General features: G+C 36.1%; 11 protein-coding genes. All 11 read right to left on the reverse strand.

From position 1 onward, the window contains the following. Nucleotides 1–2 precede the first annotated feature (2 nt). The 11 genes from ACVFVN_RS00745 to ACVFVN_RS00795 all read right to left on the reverse strand — a co-directional run bounded on the left by ACVFVN_RS00745 (nucleotide 3) and on the right by ACVFVN_RS00795 (nucleotide 15,855). Nucleotides 3–620, reverse strand: a complete 618-nt coding sequence (locus ACVFVN_RS00745; protein WP_456233756.1) for an acetyltransferase — start codon at nucleotides 618–620, stop codon at nucleotides 3–5. After that, complete coding sequence (locus ACVFVN_RS00750) at nucleotides 621–1,763, reverse strand: LegC family aminotransferase (RefSeq protein WP_456233757.1); 1,143 nt, start codon at nucleotides 1,761–1,763, stop codon at nucleotides 621–623. It lies immediately after the preceding gene. After that, a complete protein-coding gene (locus tag ACVFVN_RS00755; protein WP_456233758.1) occupies nucleotides 1,763–2,950 on the reverse strand; it encodes a UDP-N-acetylglucosamine 4,6-dehydratase in 1,188 nt (395 codons plus the stop codon). Before ACVFVN_RS00755 ends, ACVFVN_RS00750 begins: the two co-directional genes overlap by 1 nt. Continuing rightward, nucleotides 2,951–5,314, reverse strand: a complete 2,364-nt coding sequence (locus tag ACVFVN_RS00760; protein WP_456233759.1) for a GumC family protein — start codon at nucleotides 5,312–5,314, stop codon at nucleotides 2,951–2,953. A 25-nt stretch (nucleotides 5,315–5,339) separates the two neighbouring features. Then, nucleotides 5,340–6,137 carry a polysaccharide biosynthesis/export family protein gene (locus tag ACVFVN_RS00765; RefSeq protein WP_456233760.1) on the reverse strand — a complete coding sequence of 266 codons (798 nt, stop codon included), beginning with the start codon at nucleotides 6,135–6,137 and terminating at the stop codon, nucleotides 5,340–5,342. Between the two features lie 43 nt (nucleotides 6,138–6,180). Next, a complete protein-coding gene (locus ACVFVN_RS00770; RefSeq protein WP_456233761.1) occupies nucleotides 6,181–8,115 on the reverse strand; it encodes a polysaccharide biosynthesis protein in 1,935 nt (644 codons plus the stop codon). A gap of 80 nt (nucleotides 8,116–8,195) precedes the next feature. Next, nucleotides 8,196–9,326, reverse strand: a complete 1,131-nt coding sequence (locus ACVFVN_RS00775; RefSeq protein WP_456233762.1) for a DegT/DnrJ/EryC1/StrS family aminotransferase — start codon at nucleotides 9,324–9,326, stop codon at nucleotides 8,196–8,198. Nucleotides 9,327–9,650: 324 nt separating this feature from the next. After that, complete coding sequence (locus ACVFVN_RS00780) at nucleotides 9,651–9,923, reverse strand: hypothetical protein (protein WP_456233763.1); 273 nt, start codon at nucleotides 9,921–9,923, stop codon at nucleotides 9,651–9,653. A 61-nt stretch (nucleotides 9,924–9,984) separates the two neighbouring features. Beyond that, the gene (locus ACVFVN_RS00785) at nucleotides 9,985–13,647 is read right to left on the reverse strand and encodes a T9SS type A sorting domain-containing protein (protein WP_456233764.1); all 3,663 of its coding nucleotides are present in this window, start codon (nucleotides 13,645–13,647) and stop codon (nucleotides 9,985–9,987) included. 397 nt (nucleotides 13,648–14,044) lie between these two features. Further along, nucleotides 14,045–14,431, reverse strand: a complete 387-nt coding sequence (locus ACVFVN_RS00790; protein WP_165132799.1) for an HU family DNA-binding protein — start codon at nucleotides 14,429–14,431, stop codon at nucleotides 14,045–14,047. A 1,109-nt stretch (nucleotides 14,432–15,540) separates the two neighbouring features. Further along, a complete protein-coding gene (locus tag ACVFVN_RS00795; RefSeq protein ID WP_165132802.1) occupies nucleotides 15,541–15,855 on the reverse strand; it encodes a GIY-YIG nuclease family protein in 315 nt (104 codons plus the stop codon). Between the last annotated feature and the right edge of the window lie 128 nt (nucleotides 15,856–15,983).

Genomic DNA, 15,983 nt, shown 5'->3' on the forward strand with positions numbered 1-15,983 from the left:
ATTTACTTAATTTGTTTTGCAGGATTTCCCACCCAAACTCCTCCATCTGGAATATCTTTTACAACAACACTTCCTGCTCCAATTACTACATTTTTGCCAATTTTGATACCCTGTCGAACAACGGAACCCGCCCCCACAAAAGTATTTTCACCTACACTCACATTTCCAGCTAAAATAGCTCCTGGTGCAATATGTACGGCTTCTCCAACCTTACATTCATGCTCTATAATACAGCCTGTATTCAAAATACAAAAATTATCAATTGAAGCTAAAGCATTGACTGTTACTTTCGCTGAAATAAAAATTCCGTGCCTAAATTTAGCAGTATTACTAATAATGGCACTAGGATGAATAATATTTAATATTGCTTTATTTTTAGATAAAATTAAAGCAGCAACTTTTCTACGAATTTTATTATCACCAATACCTAAAACAAAAGAATCTACTTTTTCCCAATTAAAATCAATATTTGATTCATCTCCCAAATACTCAATATCATAGGGATTAAAAACCGATTTTCTGCGTTCGCAATAAGAAGTAATAGGACAACCCGATTGATTTGCTGCTTCTAAAACAACAAAAGCATGTCCCGAATATCCTATTATTACATTTTGAGTCATTTATCGAACACTACTTGGAATATTAACAATTCTTTCTTCTAAAAATTCTGCATTTCTCTGTGCATCTCGTTGACAATGCTCATACATTGGCAAACGGTACATCAAATTCCAAATTGGGCGTGTCATTACTCCATGAGCATTAGTATATTTTAGGAAATTTTCTCGATTAGCTTTATCTTCTAATTCCACACACATCAACCAATAATTAGCTTTGGTATCAGGTGTTTCTTGCCGAAATTTGATTCCTAATCCTGAAAATAAATCAGCATATTCTAAAGCTAATTTTCTTTTATCTTCAATAAAGCCATTCAATTCTTCTAATTGTGCGCAAGCTAAAGCTGCATTTAGATTAGGCATACGGAAATTATATCCTAATTCATCATGGAAAAACTCGTACGGATGCGGTCTTTTTGCAGTTGTTGTCAAGTATTTTGCGTGTTGCCCTAATTCTACATTATTGGTCACAATAGCACCACCGCCACCACAAGTAACGGTTTTGTTACCATTAAATGAAAAACCACCAACTAATCCTATAGAACCTGTGTGTTTTCCCTTGTAAAAACTTCCTAATGATTCAGCAGCATCTTCCACAACAGGAATTCCCCAATGATTACAAACTAACAATAACTCATCCAAATGAACAGGAAATCCAAATGTATGCATTGGCATACAAGCAGAAATTTTCTTTCCAGTTTTTTTGTTGTAGCAAACTCCATCACGCATTTCTCCAAATTCTTCAAGAAATTCTGAAACTGCTTTCGGAGATAATCCCATTGTATCTAAATCTACATCAAGAAAAATAGGTGTTGCTTGATTATAAGCTATTGCATTAGCTGTCGCAATAAAAGTGAGCGCTTGTGTAATGACTTCATCACCGGCATTAACACCTGCAATACGGAGTGCAACCTGGAGAGATGCAGTCCCATTAACTACTGCAATGGCTTTTTCTGTACCAGTAATCTCTTGCATCATCCCTTCGAACTGATCTACATAAGCTCCAACCGATGATACAAATGTAGAATCAATAGTCTCTAAAAGGTATTTTTTTTCATTTCCTCTAAAACGTGGCTCGTGTAGGGGAATAAATTTATCCGTTTTATATTGATCTCTTACAAAAGAGACAATTTGATTTAGGTTTTCCATTACATTTTAGCATCTAAATATTTACCTGTTTCCTTATGTCCAAAATCTGGAATCATTTTAAAGAATAAATCTACAATTTCTTCTTTATTCCATTTTTTAGTGGATTTCATTGCTTGAATTTTTGATTCAAAAAGATTGAGTTTATCATCTTCTACATTTAGTTCATTTTTAATAACGCCTAAATTTTCAAATCGATCCATGTCTAAAACCTCCTTGTCTGTAAAGAATTCCTCAAAATCTTTTTCTCCAGTTGTGTCACTTGTCGTAAACAAACAAGGCCATTTTCCTTCTTGAGGTAATGTATGGACAAGTTCTCTAGCCTCATCCTCATTTTTACATAAATAAGGCTCATATCCGATCTGAGCTAAATATTTTATAGCGATTTCTGCAAAAGTAATAAGATGAAGATTCTCACTTAGTTTCGGAAAAAAGACATCTCGGTTTTCTCCAAAAATACATGACATCAAGCAAAGCTCGCCTGATTCTTTTGGTATAACAAAATATCGTTTAATGTCTTTTGGGGCAACAATAGGTTGCTTTTTTTCAATTCTTTTATTAAAACCATGTAAAAGCGATCCATCTGAAAATGCAACATTAGCAAAACGTGCCGTAGAGATTGTAATATCTTTACTTTTCCTCATTAGAAACATTTCCATAATACGTTTTGAAGCACCCATCATATTTACAGGATTAGCAGCCTTGTCCGTGGAAACACAAAAATATTTTTTAACCCCTTTATCTATAGATTGTTGCAAAGTTTTATCTGTATTAAAAACATTTACATCTATCATACGCATCAGTGTATAAGGATCTTTTTCACTACGAACATGCTTCAATGCGGACAAATTCAATACATAATCATATTGTCCATCTGCTTCCCAAAAAGCATCATATTCTAAAGAACCAATGTCTAAAGCAAAAGTTTGGAAATCACCATTAATATAGCCAAAAGAACTACGAATATCTCGAACTAATTCTACCATATTGTTTTCACTAATGTCTACAACATGAAGTTTTTTAGGATTGCGTTTAAAAATTTCTTTGGTTGTTGCCGCACCAATAGAGCCTGCACCTCCTATTACTAAAAAACGAGAAGTTGAAACAATATGTTTCAACTCTTCCTCGTGAGTGTGAATGTCATTAACGAATAACTCTCGCTCTCTACCTATCAGATTTAAGATATTCATTTAAGAAAATTTATTTTTGATTCTTCGAAGCCAATTTTCTTCTGTTGCATTGTAACCATAACCATACTTATTACCATACCCAAAATGGTTTTTATTTACGTCATTAATTACAAAACATACATTTTTAATTTTATTATTATCAACGTTAGAATTAGCAAAATCTAATAGAGATTTCTCTGTATATCTAGATCTAGTTACATATACTGTAACATCTGCTAAATAAGATATTAAGAATGTATCAGTAACGAGCAATAAAGGTGCTGTATCTACAACAATATAATCATAATCGCTCTTGAGCATATCTAACATTGTCTCATATCGTCCGTTTGACAAAAGCTCTGTAGGATTTGGAGGAATCATTCCTGAATATATAACATCCAGATTCTCATTGAATGTCGATCTATGTATAACCTCTTTGGGGTCATTAACATTTGAGTACAAATACTCTGTTAATCCTGCTAAACCTTTTCTGCTTGTATTATAACGTTGAAGTTGTGGATTTCTAATATCTGAACCAATAATTAGTACCTTCTTTTTAGGAGTAGCTAAAGACAATGCTAAATTAACTGCTGTGAATGTTTTACCTTCACCTTTAACACTTGATGTTACAAATATTACTTTACCACCTTCTTTTCTTGGTAAAAGAAAATTTAAATTCGTGATAAGTATTCGGAAAGCTTCAGCCATGGGGGTAACATCATTCTTTAAAATGACATCTGCTTGTCCTTTACCTTTAGATGGAAGTTCAGCTATTATAGGAGCATGTACTGATTTTTCTAAATCATGTTTGCTTCTAATCTTATTATTAAATAAATTAGTTAAATAAATAATTCCAAAAGGAATAGCAAGTCCAAAAAATAGTGAAAAGAAATAAATCATCATTTTTTTGGGAGAAACAGGCTTCTCTGAAGCATATGCCATATCTATAACTCTTGCTTTTGGTAAAGATATTGATTGTGCTATAGCTGCTTCTTCTCTTTTTTGCAATAATAATAAGAACAAACCTTCTTTTATTTGTTGTTGTCTTTCAATACTTCTAAACATCTTCTCCATCGAAGGTAATTTAGAAATTTTATCAGTCAAAATTTGTTGTTCATTGGTATATTCTGATCTTACTAATTCTAAGCCAGTTTTATTTCTTTCTAAACTTTGAATTACAGAAGACTTCATCGCTTCGATCTGCTTCGAAACATCAACAACAGCAGGGTTTTCTAATGTACCGCTTTCCAATAATCTATTTCTCTGAAGAACCAAATTATTATAAGCACTTATACTATTTACAGCTTCTGTATTTTTTAGGCCTACATTTGATGGTAATACCTGATATTTACCTTGATTCTTCACATAATTCAATAGTGAATTATTCAACTCCCATTGTCCATCTAATTCTAATTGTTTAGTTCTGGCTTCTGCAGCACTTTCTAAGCTAATTCTTGCTTCATCAGGAATACTAACAATCCTATTTGCAGCTTTAAATGATTCTTTTTGATTTTCGACATCACTCAATTCAATCGAAAGCTTTCTAATACGGTCATCTATAAATTCTAATGTTCTTTCTGACTCTCCATTTTTGTCCTGTATAGCATCGTTATTATAAGATGTAATAATATTATTAAGAATGTCTTTAGCCTTTTCTACTTCTGGATAATTTAAACTTAAAGAAACAACTGTTGCATCTCTAGTAACTAGCCCAACTTTAATCATATTTTGGTAACTATTGACAGAAGATCCAATACTTGAAATTACAATGCTTAAATCTTTACTAGATAAATCCTTATTAAGATTAGGTGAAAAATTAGGATTTTTAGTGATTATTATATTGGCATAAGGCAAACTTATAGTCTTGTTAAATAAACCGATTATATCTTGTTTTAATTCTTTCGAAGACAATTTTAATTTATCACCCTGAATTGAGAGGTCAATTGGTAAAGTTGGAAATTTCTCATAAGCTTTTTCATTTATTACCTTAATAATAATTGGCGAACTAATCTCATATAATTCCACATTTTTATATTTATCTTTGGAATAAATATTAACTTGTAAATTATTTTTTGATACAACATCTGATAATAATTTTTTCGATTTCAAAATTTCTATTTCATTATCAACACTATTGGTTTTACCTCCTAAGCCAGACAATTGCTGCAACATACCTATATCACTTCCACCATTTTTTGCGTCTTTAATAAGTATGGTAGTCTGGATTTTATATGAAGGAGTAGAAAATTTGAGTATAAAATAAGAAAACAAAAGAGTTATAATAGGAAAAAATACAAACCAAGGCCACTTCTGCAAATATGGTTTTATTAAGTCTCTTAAACTATCTTCTTGCAAAATTTCTTCTTTTTCAGTTTTAAATGACATATTAATATCGTAAAGGTATATTGAATTATTTTTTGAACACTAAAGCTAAAACGGTAACTATTAAACCAGCAGCAGCAATATAAACACCCAGATAAGGATCTACTTTAGCTGACCTTTGTTTTGTCTTATTAGAAGCAACATATATCACATCCCCCTGTTTAAGATTATAATAAGGACTATTAAAAAAAGCAGCAGATGTTAAATCAATTTTACTTTTTTCCAATTTACCGTCAATTGTTCTAACAATTAACACATCCTTTCTTAATCCATACTCAGTCAAATCTCCAGCTAAACTTAGTGCATTAAAAATAGTTCCTTTTCCATCTTGTAATAAATATTCTCCAGGTCTATTAACTTCCCCCATAACACTTATTCGAAAATTATTAAGTTTCACCAATACTGTAGGATTTTTTATATACCTTTTCAATCTATTTGTAATATCATCCCGAAACTCGTCTAAAGCTTTTCCTTTTGCAGATATTTTCCCTAAGATAGGAAAGTCAATATTATGATTTTCATCAACAATATAAGTAGGACCTGATGATGTTACTGAATTCTGATTAACATTCCCCGAAATAGTAGGGCTTTGCAAGGTTTGTCCTGAAGAATAATTTTGATTAAATGGTTTAATTACATCTAAATCTTGGGCAATAATATTAATTACTAACTGATCTCCTTTTTGTAAAAGATTATCTGCTTTTAGTGCTTCTGTAGTAGCGATTTGATCAATATCTTGCAAATAATTAGTATTCTCTCTTGATCCGCAAGAGTTAAAAATTAAAACAAACAACATAATGATACCCATGTAGAGTATTTTTCTCATATCTAACATTTTCATTATTAAATTGCACAAATATAGTATAAAGTTATTTATCTAACGACTCATATTCGGAATTATTACTTATAAATTCCTTAACAATTACTTTAATCTTAGTAACAACATCAAACCTAGAATCATCTTCTAATGATGACAACATATTGTTAACTAAATGATTAATTTCTTCAAATGCCATAACTGGATCTTTTGAAATTAATATCTTTTCGTGATTGGTCGGTAATGTTTTAGCATCATCGCTAAGCAATTCTTCATACAATTTTTCACCCGGACGTAGCCCTGTATATACAATCTTGATATCTGTTTGTGGTTCAAAACCTGACAATTTTATCATTCTGGTCGCCAAATCCAAAATCTTAACAGGCTCTCCCATATCAAACACATAGATTTCACCGCCATTACCCATAATACCAGCATTTAAAACCAATTCACAAGCTTCAGGAATCGTCATAAAATACCTAACAATTTCTGGATGTGTAATGGTCACAGGACCTCCTTTTTCGATCTGCTTTTTAAAATGTGGAATCACCGATCCGTTGGATCCCAAAACATTTCCAAAACGCGTGGTAATAAATTTAGTTTTGTTTCCTGGACGGTTTTGTAAAGATTGTACAAAAAGCTCTGCCACTCTCTTGGTCGCACCCATGACATTGGTTGGGTTAACAGCCTTATCGGTAGAAACCATTACAAAACGGTTAACATTATATTGACTCGATAATACCGCAAGGTTTTTTGTCCCTAAAATATTAACTCTCACAGCTTCCTGAGGATTGCTCTCAACCAAAGGGACATGCTTATAAGCTGCAGCATGATAAACCATTGAAAAATGATGCTTTTTAAACAAAGGTTCTATCCTCTTGATATTTGAAACATCCGCTAAAACAAACTTAAATTCAATATGCGGAAACTTTTCTCTCAGATGAAGCTCAACCTCATACAAAGGCGTCTCTGCTTGATCGACAACCACTATTAAAGAAGGGGAAAACTTGGCTACCTGATTAATAATTTCTGAACCTATCGACCCTGCACCTCCCGTGATAAGAACTTCTTTATTAAAATGTCTTTTTTTAACATCTTCATTATCAAGCTTGATTGGTTTTCGGTTCAATAAATCTTCAATCTGAACAGCCTTAATGAAATTAGCATTATCGGTACTTCTAAGTTTTTGAACAGAAGGAGCTTTCAGAATTTTTATATCTTTTTCTAGCAAAATACCAATCCATTCGTCAAGCTCTTCTTTGGATAAAGACTCCTTGAGAAGAATAACACCTTCTATGTCTAATTCTAATTTATTTTGTTTAATAAAAGAGACTTTATTAACAATGGACTTTCCGAGAATTTTGGCGTAGTTACCACCCGATTTATTGTCAAGAGAAATAAAACTGGTAATATGATAAGGCAGTTTGGGGTTGTCCAAAATGGCCCGTGCAATGGCAACAGCTTGCTCATCAACACCTAAAACCATAATCTTTTTCTTTAAACTACTTCTTGATACTTCTCTTGCGTAATGAAAAGCTTCTTTCACTACAAGCCTGAAAGTAAAAAGCAACATCGATGAAAATACAGCATACAAGATAATGAAAGAATTAAGGAACACTTTTTCATTACCCAAAAGAATATTTGTAAAATTAATAGCAAATAAGACTGCTGCTGTACAAAAACTCGCCAATAATATTTTGAGTAAATCTATAAAGGTCGAATGTCGTATAACCCCTGCGTATGTTTTGAATACATACATAAACACAATATTAATAACAAGAATTATAAAAGAACTTTGGAACGAGTCCAATACATTATAAGCTGTTGCCTTTAATTTGAAAATCACAAAATAAGTAAGGAGCAAAGACAGAACTAAAAAGAGAATGTCTATGAATAAAACGACCCATCTCGGTAGATATTTGATATCTGTAAGACCTATAACATTGTCGCCGTTATAAATTTTATTTTCAAAAATTGTTTTAAACATGATAATATGACGTATTTGTCAAAAAAATAATCGTTTTGGATAAAACTATCCCTATACACACAACACTTACAACAATTTTTTTATAATAAAGCTAATAAAACTTTCTTAATATGCTCTTTTTGATCTTCACTCAGATTAGATCCAGAAGGCAAGCACAAGCCTTGATTAAATAAAGTCTCGGAAACATCCCCTCCATAAAACCTAGAATTTTTAAAAATAGGCTGCAGATGCAGAGGTTTCCACAATGGTCGCGCCTCGATACCTTCTTTTAGTAAGCCTTCTCTTATTTCTTCACGATTACGCTTAATCTTTGTAGGGTCTAACAAAATAACCGACAACCAATAGTTACAAAAATAGTCTTCATTAGGTTCAGAAAACAAACTTACACCATCAACATCATTCAAAAACGACTCATAAAAAGCATGGTTGCTTCTTCTTTGACTAACCCTATCGTTGAGGACTTCCATCTGTCCTCTCCCGATGCCTGCACAAATATTACTTAACCGATAGTTATATCCCAATTCCGAATGTTGATAATGTGGCGCTGCATCTTTTGACTGGGTCGATAAGAAAACAGCCTTATCCTTATACTTCCTGTTTTTTACAACAAGAGCTCCTCCGCCAGAAGAGGTGATAATTTTATTACCATTAAAACTCAAGATAGATAAATCTCCAAGCGTACCACATTTTACACCTTTATACATACTACCAAGCGCTTCAGCACTGTCATCTATCAGCGGAATTTGGTATTTATCGGCAATAGCTCTTACCTCCTCAACTTTATAAGGCATACCATAGATACATACCGCTATAATCGCTTTCGGTTTTTTACCCCTATTAATACCATCAACAATAGCCTCTTCCAAAGAAATTGGATCGATATTCCAAGTTTCTCTTTCACTATCTACAAAAACAGGAACCGCACCCATATAAACAATAGGATTGGCGGATGCTGTAAAAGTCAAACTTTGACATATCACCTCATCTCCTGGTTTTACATTGAGTAAGATAAGGGACAAATGTATTGCAGAAGTACCAGACGAAACAGCCGCTACATGTACATCCTCTCCTAAAAACGACTCTAGATCCTCCTCAAAAGCATTAACATTGGGTCCTAACGGGCTAATCCAATTCTCGTCAAATGCTTGTTGTATATACTTCATCTCTCCACCTCCCATATGTGGCGATGACAGCCAAATTTTTCCTTCCATTTAGATTTTCACAACTTTATTTCCACTTTACAACTTATTCTCAATTTAATGATGGTCTCAGGGTTATTTTTAGCGTAACAAATTTACATTTTTAGAGCGGATAAGCTAATATATTTCAAAAAATATTTTATAATATTTTAACAACTATTATTCAAAAAAGCAGAAACATTGTTAACACTACGCTTAACCAATCTCCTGAAATCGCCTAATAATGCTAAATACCAAGCCCAACCTACCAAAAATATTTTACATGCCCAAATGCAACATGCTAGACCAAAAAAAAATTCCGAAGCCTGAGCCTCGGAACAATATGCTTACTTTACGTTATGACTTTTGTCTTTGTCGCTGGTAAGTAGCAAAACCCGTCATTACCAAACCCAACACCAACAATCCAGGAATGTAATCATCTATAGGAACACCACCTGGGTTACCGGGTTTATGAGCTACAGAACCATCTCCATCCATAGGCTCTAGCGTGCTTTTTGCTGGCTCTCTTTCTTCCGTAGGTTGATCAAAACGATTCGCTCCACCATACTGAGAATATGAAAAACTAACAAGACCCAAAGTCATAAGTAGCGTATATATTATTTTTTTCATAATTCTAACTATATCTTTAATTATGATAAAAAGGGCGCTGTTGTTATCAACGCCCAGATTATTATTTTATTACCTTTTGCGTTACAATATTATTGTTTTGACTTATCTTAAGAACATAAGTGCCTTCTACCAAACTAGCATTCGCGATACGCACCTCTTTGGAAGCTTTATCAGAAACAAGTACCAGACGCCCTAGCATATCATACACCTCAACTTTGGTAATCGCATTAGATCTCGCTTTTACAACAAAGCTGTCGGCATCTTTGTACACCACAATCTCTTTCTGGCTGTTAACAGCGTCCACGGCTAAAGTCTTCGACTGATATACGATTTCAAAACGCGTCGTGTTAACACCTTTGTCTAATGCAAAGTGGTAACCTGCATCACTAAGCTTAACAATTTTATTAAGGCTATTATCCTTAAGATAGACATCTTGCCCATCGGCAAAGATATTGTCACCTTTAGCAAATCGAATGCTGTAGTCACCGGCTTCATAAGCTTTGATGCCTACTGGCACAACATCATCTTTAATATTAACATCTTGACGACCCTGGATGCTCACCGCTTTTGCATTGCTGGTCATCGTATAGAAGCCATCCGAAGCAAAGGTGTTAGCCGCTGTATCGTATTTGTCATAAGTATTAACAGCCGCCTCGTTGTACACCACCGCCGTGCTGATGATAAGTTGTTTTGGCGTTGTTAGCTCTAGCCAATAACGTTTTGGTGCTTCTGTTTTGAAATACACAGGACTCGTATCCGAAGTTCTCATCGTGTTATCAAAGTTAAGACTTGAAGTTGTATTCTTAAGTTTTACAATAAAACCTTGTCCTGGTTTGATGATAGCAGTAGGAACTTTACCTCCTCCTGTTTCATTAAAAGCTGGAGCTCCAATTCCTGTTTTGCTGGAGAAGTTATACACCGCATAGTTATCTCCATTGTAGTTACTACCATATTGACCATAGCTAACATTATCGGTATTATCCCAGAAGTAAGCGGTATTATCACCAACATTAACACCTGGCTCAGCAACTGTTTCGCCATCTAAGGCATTTTTATTAAGACTGTAGAACTTATCCAAATCGAAGTTAGAAGGATATGGATTACCAATAAGGTTATAACCATCGCCCTGTCCTGTATTAGCACCTGCGTCATAGCTAACTGGACCATTATGTGGTACACCATTGAAGATAGCCGTTACATCATTAGAAGCAAGTCCCAATGCCGAATAGCCTTTTGCACTCTCCGATTTTGATCCCGTAGCCATTGGCTTGAAGGTATCTGTTTTGGTGATATACTCCATCACTTTATCAGCAGGTACAGGACCCGCAGCGCCATACAAAGCATATAGGTCTTGCGCTACAACTGGTGACGACCATAGGTTGTATTGGTTAGCAGGCACATGTGCATGACGTTTTACGGTAATTGTTTTGCCATCGTGTGTAGATCCTTCTACTTGCAATAGGCTAGCATCGCTCTCTACGGTGATAAGATCATCAGCCGACTGACTAAGAGCGCCATGTACTGTTACACTATGACCTGGCTGAATCGCTAAACTACCCGTTGTAACAGAAAGATCTTTAGCTACAAAATCTGTAGTAACATCATAAACCCCTGCAATCTCAGCATTAACCTGTGCATTAGGACCAACCACATTGTTCCAAGCGGTGCCATCCCAGATCACTCTATCCGCTGTGCTTACAGCAATCTCGTTAGAAGCTGTAGATGAATACGTATCCATTAAAGCTTCTACGGTATAGAAATAGTCTGTATCTGCCTCTAATCCTGTTATATTAGCAAAAGTTGCTGGTGCAGCCACCGTAAATGGCGAACCTACAATTGGGGTTTTTACAACACTACTTTCATCTCCATCAACCAAAATATTATCAATTGTGCTAGTCCCTCCACTTTGCACTGAACCTCCATTTACTGCAATATTACTATTCATTATCCATCTCAAATAAACCAATGGTTTATTATCACAAGCTATTGGTAATGAAATTTTATTTATATGACCTGATGCCCAGTCATTAAGAACAGTAACATTACCTTCAGAAAGGTCCGTCCAGTTTAATTCATCAAGAGAATATTGAACTTTAAAATCTCGTGGGCCTGTATTTGAAGATCTCTGCACTGATGACATCTTCAAATTTGTCATATTTAATGTAGTAAAACTAATTTTCCAGTATTTAGATTCCGAACCAGAACCCCATCCTCCATTAGCGTGTAGAACAAATCCATCAGAAGCAGGATTGCTAATTTTTATAATTGGCGGAATATTCAAAGTAGCGTTAGTAGATACAACCTTATCACTGTTAGCAATTATACCTCCTGTTGCAGTAATTTTTTCATTTTCAAAATTCCAGCTCACTACATTCACATTAGGATTAATACCTCCTGTTTCCTTATACACATTCACCTTATAGCTGGTAGCGTTAGGGACAGCATTCCAGTTGGCTACAAAGCTTGTACCTGTGATATTAGTTGCATCTATTGCTACTGGTGCAGCTACTACAGCATTTCCAGTTAAAGTTAATTCTTTCGTTACACCACCATTGGTAGAAAGTTTAAGAATCGCTGTATGATTACCAGGCTGTGTTGGATGATAACTAATTGTTATTGTACCACCTGCTGCAGTAACGGAATTTGGACTTACCGAGAAATACACCGCATCTGCACCTGTAATTTCTGTAGCTACATCTGTTGATAAACTTCCAGAAATGGCTATATCTTTGCTATCTGTAGCACCAACATTTGTTGAAAAAGGAGTAAGCTCTTGTGGGTCTGTTATAATAATTGGTGTAGTAACAGCTCCATAAACTAAAACTCCTAAATCGTCGATACCTGTATAATCTGTTGTGATATCTAAAATATCTTCATAATTATTCGCAATAGGCATACCTGTTTTCAACCTAACATAAACATTTAAAGCAGAGCCATCATAATTCTCTACAAATAAATCTGGCCCATAAGTTCCATCTTCTGCAAGACTAATTTCAAAATTTGATAAAGAACCTTGCTCCATACCTATGAGAACATCTTTTGATCCATCTAGGTTCATCCCCGTAATGCTAACTAATTTTGAAATAGAAGTTGATGCACCCAAAATATAACCTAAATCATTAATTTCATCAGTACTCACACTAAGCGTTGGGGTTGTGGGAGCTACATCCTCATATTCAATAACAATTGAAGTTATATAAGAAGCACTACTAGAAGCTCTTTTAATAGCAAAATATTTATAATCTGTACCAGATAAAACTGTAGACGTCCATCCTGTAGAAGAAGCAGATCCTACTGCTGTACCTCCTGTAACAGTATAATCTTTAGCAACATTATTAACTAGACGAGAATCATTTCCTCCTTGCAAAGAGTATGTTCTGGCAGTACCTGTTGAATTTAAAGTTACGCTTACAAGTTTTCCTGGCAATGCAGTTGTATTATAGAAAACATCGTCAGTTGCTGCAACTTGAATTAGGGTTCCAGCTGAGTTACCTGAAGGGGTATTGTTTTGGTTTGCAGTAATCGCTTTTCCGCCGAAAGATACATCATCTTGGCTCCAAGCTCTTTCCGCTCCGTCAGCATATGCTCCTGTTCCTAAAACAGCAGTCCCTCCAATACTTGTTGTGTTAATAGTAATGGTTTTCGTTTGTCCAAAAGCATTACTCGATAAAAAACTTAAGGCTACCAGTAGCAGTAGCTTAAAAGATAATAGTTTTGTTTTCATATATATATAATATAACAGGCGGTAAAGATATTATTTTTATACAACAAAATTAACCTATGTTTATAAATTTAACAATTCGTTTAAAAATCGCCTATCAATAAGCTTTCTTCAACCAGCTATTTAACATAATATCCCTATCCACAGATTATCTGGCAACAAGCCCGTGGCAAAAAACACCTTGCCCTCCCACATCATCAACGCCAATGCGCCAAAAGTTAATTACGACATTGCTAAAATTAGAAGAATTATCAGCAAAATATGGCAGTCTGCAACGCCCTGCCAGAGGGCTTTCCCAAGGCCTAAAAAAAAGCAAGCTTGCTATCGGGTGATAGCAAGCTTGCCATGGGTCGTTACCAAGCTTGTCATGAGCGCATAGCAAGCTTGGTATTTTTGCTAACTAAGCCTTCTTTTTAAAAGTAGCAGTTAACATGGCATTGCTAATTCGTTTTCCGGGGCGGTAGTTGACCTTAGAACTTTTGATGTTAGCCACCGTAAACTCCTCCTCTCTAGCAGTACCCTCGCTAGATACCGACGGATAGAAGCTCCCCAACTTGTCCAGTCGTATCACTTTACCATTGGCAAGCTCCTCTTGGATTACATTTTCTAATGCGATGATAACACCACGGATGTCCGCCTCGGACAATGCCGAGAATTTTTCGATCTTCTTAACAAGGTCCTCTACAGTTACCTCGCCGTCCAGCACAATAGCTGCATACCATTTTTTAAGACCACCACCAGCGATGCCTGGCTGCGCTTTCTGAATTAATTTGTACTTAATTGCCATAATACATAAGTGTTTAAAGGTTAATAAATATTTATTTCATTTGATGCCATGAAAATAATAAAAATTTCGTTACCCACAAACACCTATCTCATTGACACATATTATGTTAAGTCCCACAAATTCGGCACCACTCAACCACCTAAGCAGTCAACAAACGGAGTGGAAGTGGGTCATCGAGCGGAGTCGAGATGGGTCATCGAGCGGAGTCGAGATGGGTCATCGAGCGGAGTCGAGATGGGTCATCGAGCGGAGTCGAGATGGGTCATCGAGCGGAGTCGAGATGGGTCATCGAGCGGAGTCGAGATGGGTCATCGAGCGGAGTCGAGATGGGTCATCGAGCGGAGTCGAGATGGGTCATCGAGCGGAGTCGAGATGGGTCATCGAGCGGAGTCGAGATGGGTCATCGAGCGGAGTCGAGATGAAAACAATCTGGCATCGGCTCCGCTCAGCCACCTAGATGGTCATCGAGCGGAGTCGAGATGAAAACAATGTGGCTTCGACTCCGCTCAGCCACCTAGATGGTCACCGAGCGGAGCCGAGATGAAAACAATGTGGCTTCGACTCCGCTCAGCCACCTAGATGGTCACCAAGCGGAGTGGAAGTGGGTCATCGAGCGGAGTCGAGATGAAAACAATGTGGCTTCGACTCCGCTCAGCCACCTAGATGGTCATCGAGCGGAGTCGAGATGAAAACAATGTGGCATCGGCTCCGCTCAGCCACCTAGATGGTCATCGAGCGGAGTCGAGATGAAAACAATCTGGCTTCGACTCCGCTCAGCCACCTAGATGGTCATCGAGCGGAGTGGAAGTGGGTCATCGAGCGGAGTCGAGATGGGTCATCGAGCGGAGTCGAGATGAAAACAATGTGGCATCGGCTCCGCTCAGCCACCTAGATGGTCATCGAGCGGAGTCGAGATGAAGACAATCTGGCATCGACTCCGCTCAGCCACCTAGATGGTCATCGAGCGGAGTGGAAGTGGGTCATCGAGCGGAGTCGAGATGAAGACAATCTGGCATCGACTCCGCTCAGCCACCTAGATGGTCATCGAGCGGAGTGGAAGTGGGTCATCGAGCGGAGTCGAGATGAAAACAATGTGGCTTCGGCTCCGCTCAGCCACCTTTCTTATTCCTGAAATGAGAATCGTTATTACATTCTGCTAATTTTTTTAAATCCACATCACAAGCATTAATCAAAGCTGTTTTCTTTTTATGACTCCAACCTTGTATCTGCTTCTCTCTCAAAAAAGCGTCAGCAATATTTGTGAACGTTTCATAATATACTAATTTCACAGGAAGTCTTTTTGAAGTATAATTAGCACCAAGACCTTCTTGATGTTGTGTGAATCGCTGTTCTAGATCAATTGTACTTCCTGTATAATAAGTTTTATCAGCACACAATAGAATATACATATAACCTGGTTTCATAAAGATTGTAATTTAATTTTTAAAGGTTATGAATTTAATAAAACTTTAGATTATGGTATTTGAAGCCTCGGGCTTCGGCTCCGCTCAGCCACCTAGATGATCATCGAGCGGAGTCGAGATGGGTCATC

Source organism: Soonwooa purpurea, from assembly GCF_053891095.1.

What these genes read in the sequence shown, in the direction of transcription:
- ACVFVN_RS00745 (WP_456233756.1), bottom strand. Translation starts at nt 620, where the DNA reads ATGACTCAAAATGTAATAATAGGATATTCGGGACATGCTTTTGTTGTT.
- ACVFVN_RS00750 (WP_456233757.1), bottom strand. Translation starts at nt 1,763, where the DNA reads ATGGAAAACCTAAATCAAATTGTCTCTTTTGTAAGAGATCAATATAAA.
- ACVFVN_RS00755 (WP_456233758.1), bottom strand. Translation starts at nt 2,950, where the DNA reads ATGAATATCTTAAATCTGATAGGTAGAGAGCGAGAGTTATTCGTTAAT.
- ACVFVN_RS00760 (WP_456233759.1), bottom strand. Translation starts at nt 5,314, where the DNA reads ATGTCATTTAAAACTGAAAAAGAAGAAATTTTGCAAGAAGATAGTTTA.
- ACVFVN_RS00765 (WP_456233760.1), bottom strand. Translation starts at nt 6,137, where the DNA reads ATGAGAAAAATACTCTACATGGGTATCATTATGTTGTTTGTTTTAATT.
- ACVFVN_RS00770 (WP_456233761.1), bottom strand. Translation starts at nt 8,115, where the DNA reads ATGTTTAAAACAATTTTTGAAAATAAAATTTATAACGGCGACAATGTT.
- ACVFVN_RS00775 (WP_456233762.1), bottom strand. Translation starts at nt 9,326, where the DNA reads ATGGAAGGAAAAATTTGGCTGTCATCGCCACATATGGGAGGTGGAGAG.
- ACVFVN_RS00780 (WP_456233763.1), bottom strand. Translation starts at nt 9,923, where the DNA reads ATGAAAAAAATAATATATACGCTACTTATGACTTTGGGTCTTGTTAGT.
- ACVFVN_RS00785 (WP_456233764.1), bottom strand. Translation starts at nt 13,647, where the DNA reads ATGAAAACAAAACTATTATCTTTTAAGCTACTGCTACTGGTAGCCTTA.
- ACVFVN_RS00790 (WP_165132799.1), bottom strand. Translation starts at nt 14,431, where the DNA reads ATGGCAATTAAGTACAAATTAATTCAGAAAGCGCAGCCAGGCATCGCT.
- ACVFVN_RS00795 (WP_165132802.1), bottom strand. Translation starts at nt 15,855, where the DNA reads ATGAAACCAGGTTATATGTATATTCTATTGTGTGCTGATAAAACTTAT.